Here is a 10,439-nt window from a genome sequence, read left to right on the forward strand (position 1 = left end):
GCCCGGAAGCGCCGCGTCCACAGGAGCGCGAACGCCGTCACCGCCGCCACCGCGGTGCCCCCGTGCAGCGCCAGCGCGAACGGCGTCTGGGACAAACCCGCCCACACGCGCGGCGCCCCCGAGCGCGACAGCAGCAGGGCGGCCAGGGCCAGGGGGAACAAGAGCCCGCCCGTCACCAGCGCCCGGCGCCGGAAGTCCTCCGCCAGCTCGCGCGTGGGCGCTTCGTGCGTGAGGTACACGGCGGCCAGGAACGCGAACAGGCCCAGCGTCAGCGCGCCCACCGACAGCGCGAAGGGCGACAGCCACGACGCGAAGAAGCCGCTCACCACCGCGTGCCCCTGCATGCGGATGGCGTCGCTGGCCACCGCGCCCACGCACATGCCCAGCAGCAGCGGCGCCACCACGCTCGCGACGCTGAACACCACGCCCCAGCGGCGCTCCACCACGTCGCCGCGTGTGTCGTAGGCGCGGAAGGTGAACGCGGTGCCCCGGAACACGATGCCCAGCACCAGCAGCGTCAGGGGCACGTGCAGCGCCACGCTCAGCGCCGCGAAGGCGCGCGGGAAGCCGCTGAACAGCAGCACCAGCCCGACGATGAGCCAGACGTGGTTCACCTCCCACACCGGGCCGATGGCGCGGGCGATGAGCGCGCGCTGCTCGTCCTTGCGCGGCCCGCGCGCCAGGAGGTCCCACACCCCGCCGCCGAAGTCCGCCCCGCCCAGCAGCGCGTACAGCACGAACGTGCCCGCCACCGCGAGCCCCAGCACCCACGTCTCAGTGGACATGGGCCACCTCGCCCTCCACCACCGCGCCGGGCGCCTTGGGCTTGGGCAGCGTGCCCGCCACCTGCCGCCAGAGCACGAACAGCACCGTCACCCCGAGGAACAGGTACACCGCCGTGAAGGTGAAGAACGGCGCGGCCAGGTGCGGCACCGGCGTCACCGCCTCGCCCGTGCGCATCACGTCCCGGACAATCCAGGGCTGCCGCCCCCACTCCGTCACCAGCCACCCCGCCTCCAGCGCCACCAGCCCCAGCGGCCCCGACAAGAGCCACGCGCGCATCATCCCCTTGCCGTGCGGCCACTCGCGGCCCCGCCACCTGCGCCACAGCGTGGCCAGCGCGAGCAGCGCCATCAGGCTGCCCGTGCCCACCATCACCTGGAAGGCCAGGTGCACCTTGGCCACCGGCGGCCAGACGTCCCGAGGGAATTCATTCAGCCCCTTCACCTCCGCGTCCGGGTCCGCGAAGGCCAGGATGGAGAGCCCCTTGGGCAGGTCGAGCGAGCCCGACACCGTGCGCCGCTCCACGTCCGGCCAGCCGCCCACCCGCAGGGGCGCGCCCGCCTCCGTGTCGAAGTGCGCCTCCATCGCGGCCAGCTTCACCGGCTGCGCGCGCGCCACGTGCTTCGCGGACAGGTCCCCCACCAGCGGCTGCGCGAGCGCGGTGATGCACGCGAGCGGCAGCGCGATGGACAGCGCCTTCCTGTGGAAGGAAGCGCCCGGGTGCTTGAGCAGGATGAACGCGTGGATGCCCGCCATGGCGAACGCGCTGGCCTGGTAGCAGGACAGCAGCACGTGCGCCGTCTGGTACTGCCAGCCGGGGCTGAACATCGCCACCAGCGGCTGCACGTCCGTGGGCCCCGCCGGCGTGGGCGTGAAGCCGGACGGGTTGTTCATGAACGTGTTCACCAGCGTGACGAAGAACGCGCTCGCCGCGCCGCTCACCGCCACCATCCCGCCGCTGAACAGGTGCAGGCCCGGCGACACGCGCTCGCGGCCGTACAGGTAGATGCCCAGGAAGATGGCCTCGGTGAAGAAGGCCACGCCCTCCAGGCTGAAGGGCAGGCCAATCACCTCCCCGTAGCGGCCCATGAACTCCGGCCACAGGAGGCCCAGCTCGAACGAGAGCACCGTCCCGCTCACCGCGCCCACCGCGAAGAGGATGGCCGTGCCCTTGGCCAGCTTCTCGCTGAGCTTCCGGTAGTCCGCGTCCCCCGTGCGCCGGTGCTTCAGGTCGCTCAACACCATCAGCACCGGCAACGCCACGCCGGCCGCCGCGAACACGATGTGGAACGCGAGCGACAGTCCCATCTGCGCGCGCGCATAGAGCAGGTCCGTCATGGACATCAGTCTGCTTTATGCGTGCATTTTGCGCATTCAGGATTTCTTATACTTCTCCACAGTCACCTTGTCCGCAGGGACTTTGGTGACGGTCCGCGAGGGGACCAGGGTCTGGATGGAGTTGCGGGCCACGGCGGTGGCGAGCGCGGTGGCGAAGATCATCACCACCTTGCGGCCCAGCTCGGCGCCCAGCGGCTTGTCCTCGATGCTGGTGGCCACGCGGTCCGGGTGCGCCCAGGCGCGCTCCAGGGCCCTGCGGCGCTGGCGGCGCACGCGCTCTTCGTGGTGTCGGGCGCGATAGATGGCGATGCCCACCCCCACGCCCACCACCACCAGGGCCGCGGCCCCCACGGTGACGAGCAGGTCCTTGTGCTGGTTGACGTGGTAGCGCACGTCCGTGGCGCGGGTGCGCCGGCGGTCCAGCTCCTCCAGGGTGAGCAGCAGCTCGTCGCGGATGCGGTCCGCGGTGTGCTCCACCTGCTCGCGGTCACCCATGCGCTTGGTGATGGCGTGGTCGCTGTGCGTTTCGGTCTCGGAGGCCTGGCTCATTGGAGCGTCTCCCGGGTCATCTGAAGGTCCGTCTTCAAGCGCTCCTGGGTGTGCACCAGCGGCTTCTTGGGAATCCGCTTGGCGCCCAGGAACAGCAGGAGGCCGGCCACGGCCAGCAGCACCGCGCCCACGATGAGCACGCCCACCGCGGCCCCCAGCGGCAGGGCCAGGCCCAGCGCGACGAAGAGCACCGCCAGCGACGTGAGGGCGAGCACGGCGCCCGCGCCCAGGAAGATGCCCGCCATCTTGGCCGCTTGCAGCTCCTGCTTGAGCTCCTTCTTGGCGTGCATCACCTCCGCCTTCACCAGCAGGCGGGTCTCCGACAGCGCGTGCCGGATGAGTTCCGGGGTGGAGAGCGTCTCCAGCTGGCTGCGCTCCAGGCGTTCCGATTCGAGGTCCACGACCGTGCCTCCGACAGGATGACTTCCAGGGCATCACCGAAGGACGCCTGCCCGGCGTCCCGGCTGTCCCCGGTCTGTCCCTGAAGGTGGTCAGGCAGGGTGGGCGGGAGAAGTCCCGCCGTACACCCCGGCCTCGTTCGGCTGCCTGCCTGGTCCCCCCGCCCCATGGAATGGGCCAGGGTCCAGTGCCTAGCGGCGGCTCTTCTGGTGCGCGATCGCCGTGGCCAGCGTCTCGCGCACCTGCCGGGCACGGAACAGGCGGTCCGAGGTGTCCAGCAGGTTCTCCGCGTACAGCACCTGCTTGCGCAGGCGGGCCGGGATGGCGCGGGTGCCCAGGTGCGCGCCCAGGAGGGCGCCCGTGAGCGCGGCGGCCACGTCCGCCTCGCCGCCGCAGCGCAGCGTCATGACCACGGCCTCGCGGAAGTCGTGCGGCACCTTGAGCGTCGCGTACAGCGACGTGAGCAGCACCGGCACCACGTGGCACGGCAGGCCGTCCACGCCCTTCAGCTCACTGGGGGGCACGCCCACCTTGCGCAGCTGGTTGAGGGCGCGCTGGGTGTCCCAGGTGAGCAGGCGCGGCAGGTGGCGGATCTCCTCCGCCAGGTTCTTGTCGTGCACGGCGGCGGACAGCGCCAGCGCCTCGCAGAAGGCCGCGGGCGTGAGGGCCTCCTCCTCCATGCCCAGCGCCACCGCCTGCGCGAACGCGGCCGCGGCGGCGGCGCAGACGGGGTCCTTGTGCGTGATGACGGTGAGCACGCCCGCGTCGTGCGGCAGGCGCGCGCGCTGGCCGCTCTCGAAGAGGCCCACCACCAGCGCGCGGCTGAGCACCGACGGGCACTTCGTGCCCAGGGGCGCGCCCGCGCTCATCCACGGCGTGCCGCCCGACAGCCGCTGCAGCGCTTCGGACAGGCTGCGCGGCGGCTGCAGGATGATGCCCTCCTGCCACAGCCACGCCAGGTGCGCCGCCGCGCTGCGGCCGTCCACCTTGCCCTCGCGGATGACGCTCTCCGCGGCCGCGAGCAGCAGCTGCGTGTCGTCGCTGAACTGGCCCTTGGCGAACTTGCCGCGCGGCCGGGGCGCGAAGTCCTCCGCCAGCCCGGGCAGCCGCGCCAGGCTCGCCGGGGGGATGCCCCTCAGCGGAAAGCCGAGCGCATCCCCGATGGCGAGCCCGAGAAATGCCGCATGGAACCTGTCCTGGCGGTCTGCGGGAGTCAGCGGCATCGGAGGGGCGGAGATTACCCGAGCCTCAGCCAAGGACGAGCACCGAGATGAACGCAGCAAAGGCGCGCGACGCGACGGCGGATCGATCATGGGGCCTTGACGTGCACGAAGCGGGTGCGGTGGAGCGCTGGACAGGAAAGGTCCCGCTGGATTGCACCACGCGCGTCGCCACTGTCCGCCTCCTTCGCCGTCACGACGGCGCAACCGGGGGCGCGGTAGCTATCGCATCCCGCTGCGTTTCAGCAAGCAGGCGGGCCCGTTGAAACGCGCGAGCATGCGTGCATGTCCAACTTCGAATGCTGCGCATGGAACGAAAGGGACGCACGGGTGGCCGCGCGTGGGTGCGCAAGGCGCCGTGCGCGTGCCCTGCCCACGGGCTCAGGTGTTCACCTTGACGCGCGCGACTTCACTTCGTCCACGCGCGCGCTGATCACGAATCGTCGCGGCCCAGGTTGACCACCGCGAGCAGCCGCGCCACCACGGCCTCCGCGCCCTGATGCAGCCGCGCGCCGTCCCACAGCGCGGGGGACGTGTGGCCGCCGCGCTCGCGCCAGTCCTTCTCCACCTCTTCGTAGGTGAGGTTGCGGAAGCGCACGCGGTCCTCCAGCGCGTGGTCCGTGACGAAGCGGCGCGCGGTGGCGGACGGCGGATCCGCGATGCGGTGGAACAGTTCCAGGACGGGCGATTCAGGAGCGCTCATGACAGCGCCGCATCATGCGCCGTCCGGCCCCTGGAACGCGAAAAGGGTGGAGCGCCGGCCCCGTGCCCCGGGGCTTCGGAACTCCACCCTTCCGGTGCTTCACGCGCGCCCGGTCAGGACGCGCGGGTGAGACCTCAGCGGGACTCGGCGGCGCCGATGCGCGCGGCCTCGCGGCGCACCGCGGCCTGCTCCAGCGCGTAGCGCGCGTCCGCGCTGTTGAGGTCCTTGAGGCGCGCCTGGGCCTCCTCCATGCGGCGGCGGGCGCCCGCGACGTCGATGCCGGTGACGTGCTCGGCGGCGTCCGCCAGCACCAGCACCTTGTCGTTGCTCACCTCCACGAAGCCGCCGGCCACGAAGTAGCGGTCCTGCTTGCCCGCCTCCGTGAGGGTGAGCGTGCCCGGCTCCACCAGCGACAGGAACGGCGTGTGGCCGGGCCGCACGCCGAACAGGCCCTCTCCGCCCGGCACGATGGCCTCGTCGGCCTGCACGGACAGGATGCGCTTCTCGGGGGTGACGATCTCGACAGTCAGCTTGGCCATGAAGGTCCTCGTGCTACCGCACTACCGCATCAGAAAGTCAGCCGCTGGGTCTTCACGCCCACCGGCTCGAACTCCAACACCCCGGCGTCCGTCAGGCGGGGGCCCTTGCCCGGGATGCCCAGCGTGCCCTCCAGCCACTTGAGGTGGTGGGCCATCTGCCGCACTTCCGACAGCTGCTTCGTCGTCATCAGCTCCGTCAGCCGCCGCTCCTGGAGCTTCTGCCCGGTGCGGTCGAACTGGGCCGCCACCATCACCCGCGCCCACGCCAGGCCGCTGCCCTTCCGCTTCTTCCTGCCGGGGGGCGGCTTGCCCTTCTCCACCAGCGGGTAGAGCACCCAGACCTTCTCCCCGTCATTGGAGGCGAAGTACAGGTCGTCCACCGTCCCCACGCACACGTCCGCCGACCAGAGGGGCCCGTTCTCCTTGAGCATCTCCAGCCGGCACTTCCCCACGCCCACGTCCACCGTGCGGACGCTGTAGAGCCCGTTCGCGCTCACCCGTGCCCGGCTGGCGCGCTCCTCCGCCAGGGCGGAGGGCGCGGCCACACACAAGAGCAGGGCGAGCGCGACGGTCAGGCGCATGGGTGTCTTTAAGCCGCCGCCAGCTTGCGGGCCTTCTCCTGCGCCTCCTCGATGGAGCCGACCATGTAGAAGGCGGACTCCGGGAGGTCGTCGTGCTTGCCGTCCGCGATCTCCTTGAAGCTGCGGATGGTGTCCTGGAGCTTCACGTAGCGGCCGTCCAGGCCGGTGAAGACCTTGGCCACGAAGAACGGCTGGGACAGGAAGCGCTGGATCTTCCGGGCGCGCGCCACGGACAGCTTGTCCTCTTCGGACAGCTCGTCCATGCCGAGGATGGCGATGATGTCCTGGAGCTCCTTGTAGCGCTGCAGGATGCCCTGGATGCGGCGGGCCACGGCGTAGTGCTCGGCGCCCAGCACGTCCGCGGACAGGATGCGGCTGGTGGAGTCCAGCGGGTCCACGGCGGGGAAGATGGCCAGCTCCGCGATGGAGCGGTTGAGCACCGTGGTCGCGTCCAGGTGGGCGAACGCGGTGGCGGGCGCGGGGTCCGTCAGGTCGTCCGCGGGCACGTAGATGGCCTGCACGGAGGTGATGGAGCCCTTGGTGGTGGAGGTGATGCGCTCCTGCAGGCCGCCCATCTCCGTGGCGAGCGTGGGCTGGTAACCCACCGCGCTGGGGATGCGGCCCAGGAGGGCGGACACTTCCGAGCCGGCCTGGGTGAAGCGGAAGATGTTGTCCACGAAGAGGAGCACGTCACGGCCCTCCACGTCGCGGAAGTACTCCGCCATGGTCAGCGCGGAGAGGGCCACGCGGGCGCGGGCGCCGGGCGGCTCGTTCATCTGGCCGTACACGAGGACCGCCTGGCTCTTCTCCAGGTTGTCGGTCTGGATGACCTTGGTCTCCTGCATCTCGTGGTACAGGTCGTTGCCTTCGCGGGTGCGCTCACCGACGCCGGCGAACACGGAGAAGCCGCCGCGCTCCACGGCCACGTTGCGGATGAGCTCCTGCAGGAGCACCGTCTTGCCCACGCCGGCGCCGCCGAACAGGCCGATCTTGCCGCCACGGGTGTAGGGGGCGAGCAGGTCGATGACCTTGATGCCGGTCTCGAACATCTGCACGCGCACGTCCTGCTCCGTGAAGGGCGGGGGCGCGCGGTGGATGGGCCAGTACTCGGTGGCGTTCACGGGGCCCATCTCGTCCACCGGCTCGCCGGTGACGTTCATGATGCGGCCCAGGGTGGCCTTGCCCACCGGCACCTGGATGGGGGCGCCCGTGTTGCTCACCGGCATGCCGCGGCCCAGGCCCTCCGTGGAGTCCATGGCGATGCAGCGCACGGTGTTCTCACCCAGGTGCTGCGCGACCTCGATGGTGAGGTTGTCCTTCTCCGCGCCCAGGTTGGGGTTGGTCAGCTTGAGGGCGGCGTACACCTCAGGGAGCCCGCCGGGCGGGAACTCCACGTCGACCACGGGGCCGAGAACCTGCGTGATCCTGCCAGTCGTCGGGACTTGAGCGCTCATGGGACTCCTCTGCCTTGTCTCGTATGGCGAGCGGCCGGGGCGCCGCCGCCCGTCAGGAAATCGACCCCGAAAGAGGGGTGTGGGCGGGCCCCCTTTACCGGGGGGTGCCCGGCAGGGTCAAGCCTCCCGGGTCCGCGCACGTAAGTCCCGCTTAGCGGAGCGGTGTCCCATACGCCAGTCCCTTGCGCCTCCCCTGTGACGCGCCTGCTCGTTGGGGAGCCTCGAAGGGGGGAGCCTGGAACGGCGAAGGGCCCGTGCCCGGCGCTCGAGGGAGCGCGAAGCAGCGGGCCCAGCGTCTGAAGCCGAGGGGGTGCGGCCGGACGGGAGGCGGACTACTTGAGGGCCTCGGCGCCGGAGACGATCTCCATGAGCTCCTTGGTGATGACCGCCTGGCGGGTGCGGTTGTAGAGCAGGGTGTAGCTGGAGATCATGTCCGTGGCGTTGTTGGTGGCGTTCTCCATGGCGCTCATGCGCGCGCCCTGCTCGCTGGCCACGCTCTCCAGGAGCGCCCGGTACAGCTTGATGTTGACCGCCTGGGGCACCAGCCGGTCCAGCACGGCCTGGCGGGACGGCTCGTACTTGAAGTCCACCAGCGCCGGGGCCGCCGCGACGGTCTCGGGCGTGGCAGTCGTGGCGGCCTTCACCGCGGCGGGCTGCAGCGGCAGGAGCTGCGAAACGACGACGTTCTGGGTGATGGCGGAGACGAACTCGTTGTAGACGACGTAGACCGCGTCGACCTCGTCGTTGAGGAAGGCGGCGGCCAGCTCTTCCGCGACGTTGGCGGCGGAGCGGTAGTTCAGCGTCGCGTACAGGCCGGCGAAGTCCTTGCGGATGGACTGGCCGCGGTTGCGGAAGAAGTCATTGCCCTTGCGGCCCACCGTGGAGACGCGCACCTGGAGGTTGCTGTTCTCGTACAGGTAGCGGTTGGCGCGGCGGATGACGTTGGAGTTGAAGCCGCCGGCGAGGCCGCGGTCGGACGTGAGGAGCAGCAGCTCCACGCGGCGGATGGGGCGGGAGGCGAGCAGCGGGTGCGCCAGCTCCTGGTCGGCGGAGCGCACGGCCAGCTCGGAGATGATCTGCTCCAGCGTCTGCGCGTACGGGCGGGCGGCGAGGATGGCGTCCTGCGCCTTGCGCAGCTTGGCGGCGGAGACCATCTTCATGGCCTTGGTGATCTGCCGCGTGTTCTTCACCGAGCGGATGCGCTTGCGGATGTCGCGAAGGGACGCCATGGACCGGAAACTCCTCTGGGACGACGTGCGGCGCGCGCCCCGTGACAGCCCGGGCTGGCCATGAGGGACGGCGGGCCCCCTATATAGGCGGGGCGGGGGCCGGTCAACGGCGGGGTGCCCCGGACCGGGCCCCCTTGGAGCCCGTTCAGGGGCCGGGCGGGCGTGAACAGTTCCCGCTTCCGGGCCGCCCATGGCGCTTTGCCCACTGGGGGCGCCGGAAGAGAATGGCCCTTTCCGACTGTTTCGCGGGGTCCATGAAGGCTGGCGGCACGACCAGGGTGTGGGTACGCAGGGGCCTGGGGCTGCTCGGGCTGGCCGTGGCCGTCCTGCTGGGCCTGTCCCACTTCGTGCGCCTGCGCTACCAGGGCCGCATCGTGCCCCTGGCGGGGGCCCCGGAGGCCCCGGTGGCCCTGGTGTTCGGGGCGGGGCTGGCGCCGGGCGCGGTGCCGTCGCCGGTGCTGGCGCAGCGGCTGGACGCGGCCATCGCGCTGTGGCGGCAGGGCAAGGTGCAATCGCTGCTGGTGAGCGGGGACAACTCCGCGCCCTTCCACAACGAGACGCGGGCCATGCGCAACTACCTGCTGGAGCGCGGGGTGCCGGAGGACGCGGTGCTGGGCGACGAGGCGGGGCTGTCCACCTACGACAGCTGCCTGCGAGCCCACTCGGTGTTCGGCGCGGACCGGGCGGTGCTCGTCACGCAGCGCTTCCACCTGTCGCGGGCGCTCTTCATCGCCAACTCGGTGGGCATCGACGCGTGGGGCGTGGCGGCGGACGAGGGACGGGCGACCCCCTGGCGCTACACGGTGCGCGAGACGCTCTCCCGGGTGCTGGCGCTGGGGATGGTGCTGCTGGAGGTGAAGCCCGGCAGCCCTGACGGCCAGCCGCCGACGGCTCCCCGCTGAGGGGGCCGGGCCCGGCAGGCAGGCGGGCGGCGGCGATTGCCGCTCCCGTCCGGGGGGCCCATTTTCGAGGGGACACGGAAGCTTTTCTCAACCGTCCCTGTCGAGGAGACCCCATGCGGTTCAACAAGCTCGGAGACGAGGATGTGGGCGAGTCCACCTCGCTGCGCCACCGGAACCCGGACACCGGAGAGGACGAGATCAACATCACGGACCAGGACCTGGCCCTGTCGCCGCCCATGGAAGAAGAGGCGGATGCGCGGGACATCCTGCCGGATCAGATCCAGCGCTTCGGCCGGGCCGACGAGGAGGAAGAGGAGCGCGAGCTGACCGCGCAGCCCGATGAACCGGGCCCGCGCGCGCAGTCGCCGGACCTGCTGCCCGAGGGGTAGCCGGGGCTGGATGCGGATGCAGACAGGGCGCGTCCCCGTGCGTGGGACGCGCCCTTTGTCTTCAGGTGGGGGGCCCCGTGGGGTTCCCCCGTGCCACCGTGCGACTCAGGACCGGCGGCGCGAGGACTTCTTCGCTGCGGCCTTGCCCGTGGTCTTCTTCGCGGCCCCGCCCTTCTTCGCGGCGGCGCCACGCTTCTGTGCGGCACCCTTCTTCGCGGTGGCGCCACGCTTCTGTGCGGCCCCCTTCGCGGCGCCCTTCTTCGCGGTGGCGCCACGCTTCTCGGCGCCCTTCGCAGCGGACTTCTTCGCGGTGGCGCCACGCTTCTCGGCGCCCTTCGCGCGGACTTCGTTCG

General features: G+C 71.3%; 13 protein-coding genes. 2 read left to right on the forward strand and 11 right to left on the reverse strand.

The genetic code is table 11. The features are described 5' to 3' along the window. From ACLEQD_RS28000 to atpG, 10 genes are all read right to left on the reverse strand, one after another. The coding region (locus tag ACLEQD_RS28000) for a cytochrome d ubiquinol oxidase subunit II (RefSeq protein WP_410388131.1) at positions 1 to 785 on the reverse strand (785 nt) is incomplete at its 3' end. Further along, a complete protein-coding gene (locus ACLEQD_RS28005) occupies positions 775 to 2,121 on the reverse strand; it encodes a cytochrome ubiquinol oxidase subunit I (protein WP_410388145.1) in 1,347 nt (448 codons plus the stop codon). The genes ACLEQD_RS28000 and ACLEQD_RS28005, both read right to left, overlap by 11 nt. Positions 2,122 to 2,157: 36 nt before the next feature. Further along, complete coding sequence (locus tag ACLEQD_RS28010) at positions 2,158 to 2,670, reverse strand: hypothetical protein (protein WP_410388133.1); 513 nt, start codon at positions 2,668 to 2,670, stop codon at positions 2,158 to 2,160. Then, positions 2,667 to 3,071 carry a phage holin family protein gene (locus ACLEQD_RS28015; protein WP_410388135.1) on the reverse strand — a complete coding sequence of 135 codons (405 nt, stop codon included), beginning with the start codon at positions 3,069 to 3,071 and terminating at the stop codon, positions 2,667 to 2,669. Before ACLEQD_RS28015 ends, ACLEQD_RS28010 begins: the two co-directional genes overlap by 4 nt. 189 nt (positions 3,072 to 3,260) lie before the next feature. After that, positions 3,261 to 4,292 (reverse strand): ADP-ribosylglycohydrolase family protein, encoded by a 1,032-nt coding sequence (locus ACLEQD_RS28020; protein ID WP_410388137.1) that lies wholly within the window; start codon positions 4,290 to 4,292, stop codon positions 3,261 to 3,263. Positions 4,293 to 4,722: 430 nt separating this feature from the next. Beyond that, on the reverse strand, positions 4,723 to 4,992 hold the full coding sequence (locus tag ACLEQD_RS28025; RefSeq protein WP_171412818.1) for a hypothetical protein: 270 nt from the start codon (positions 4,990 to 4,992) through the stop codon (positions 4,723 to 4,725). Between the two features lie 134 nt (positions 4,993 to 5,126). Next, positions 5,127 to 5,531, reverse strand: coding sequence for a F0F1 ATP synthase subunit epsilon (locus tag ACLEQD_RS28030; protein WP_410388139.1), 405 nt, complete (start codon positions 5,529 to 5,531; stop codon positions 5,127 to 5,129). Positions 5,532 to 5,560: 29 nt separating this feature from the next. Beyond that, positions 5,561 to 6,112: a hypothetical protein gene (locus ACLEQD_RS28035; protein ID WP_410388141.1), complete on the reverse strand. Its 552-nt coding sequence runs from the start codon at positions 6,110 to 6,112 to the stop codon at positions 5,561 to 5,563. Between the two features lie 8 nt (positions 6,113 to 6,120). Beyond that, positions 6,121 to 7,566, reverse strand: coding sequence for a F0F1 ATP synthase subunit beta (gene atpD, locus ACLEQD_RS28040; protein WP_171412815.1), 1,446 nt, complete (start codon positions 7,564 to 7,566; stop codon positions 6,121 to 6,123). A 332-nt stretch (positions 7,567 to 7,898) separates the two neighbouring features. After that, positions 7,899 to 8,795 carry an ATP synthase F1 subunit gamma gene (gene atpG, locus ACLEQD_RS28045; RefSeq protein ID WP_171412814.1) on the reverse strand — a complete coding sequence of 299 codons (897 nt, stop codon included), beginning with the start codon at positions 8,793 to 8,795 and terminating at the stop codon, positions 7,899 to 7,901. A 254-nt stretch (positions 8,796 to 9,049) separates the two neighbouring features. On the opposite strand from atpG, the gene ACLEQD_RS28050 reads away from it, so the two are divergent. Then, on the forward strand, positions 9,050 to 9,697 hold the full coding sequence (locus ACLEQD_RS28050; RefSeq protein ID WP_253894947.1) for a vancomycin high temperature exclusion protein: 648 nt from the start codon (positions 9,050 to 9,052) through the stop codon (positions 9,695 to 9,697). A 113-nt stretch (positions 9,698 to 9,810) separates the two neighbouring features. Next, positions 9,811 to 10,086, forward strand: a complete 276-nt coding sequence (locus tag ACLEQD_RS28055) for a hypothetical protein (RefSeq protein WP_171412812.1) — start codon at positions 9,811 to 9,813, stop codon at positions 10,084 to 10,086. A 105-nt stretch (positions 10,087 to 10,191) separates the two neighbouring features. Here the strand turns inward: ACLEQD_RS28055 and ACLEQD_RS28060 are convergent. Continuing rightward, the coding region (locus ACLEQD_RS28060; protein ID WP_410388143.1) for a hypothetical protein at positions 10,192 to 10,439 on the reverse strand (248 nt) is incomplete at its 5' end.

The organism is Corallococcus sp. 4LFB (assembly GCF_046520365.1).
In the GTDB taxonomy this organism is placed as follows: domain Bacteria; phylum Myxococcota; class Myxococcia; order Myxococcales; family Myxococcaceae; genus Corallococcus; species Corallococcus caeni.

Excerpts from the sequence above, each read along its gene's own strand:
- atpD (WP_171412815.1), bottom strand. The coding sequence starts at position 7,566 with ATGAGCGCTCAAGTCCCGACGACTGGCAGGATCACGCAGGTTCTCGGC.
- ACLEQD_RS28020 (WP_410388137.1), bottom strand. The coding sequence starts at position 4,292 with ATGCCGCTGACTCCCGCAGACCGCCAGGACAGGTTCCATGCGGCATTT.
- ACLEQD_RS28050 (WP_253894947.1), top strand. The coding sequence starts at position 9,050 with ATGAAGGCTGGCGGCACGACCAGGGTGTGGGTACGCAGGGGCCTGGGG.
- ACLEQD_RS28005 (WP_410388145.1), bottom strand. The coding sequence starts at position 2,121 with ATGACGGACCTGCTCTATGCGCGCGCGCAGATGGGACTGTCGCTCGCG.
- ACLEQD_RS28025 (WP_171412818.1), bottom strand. The coding sequence starts at position 4,992 with ATGAGCGCTCCTGAATCGCCCGTCCTGGAACTGTTCCACCGCATCGCG.
- ACLEQD_RS28035 (WP_410388141.1), bottom strand. The coding sequence starts at position 6,112 with ATGCGCCTGACCGTCGCGCTCGCCCTGCTCTTGTGTGTGGCCGCGCCC.
- atpG (WP_171412814.1), bottom strand. The coding sequence starts at position 8,795 with ATGGCGTCCCTTCGCGACATCCGCAAGCGCATCCGCTCGGTGAAGAAC.
- ACLEQD_RS28030 (WP_410388139.1), bottom strand. The coding sequence starts at position 5,531 with ATGGCCAAGCTGACTGTCGAGATCGTCACCCCCGAGAAGCGCATCCTG.
- ACLEQD_RS28055 (WP_171412812.1), top strand. The coding sequence starts at position 9,811 with ATGCGGTTCAACAAGCTCGGAGACGAGGATGTGGGCGAGTCCACCTCG.
- ACLEQD_RS28010 (WP_410388133.1), bottom strand. The coding sequence starts at position 2,670 with ATGAGCCAGGCCTCCGAGACCGAAACGCACAGCGACCACGCCATCACC.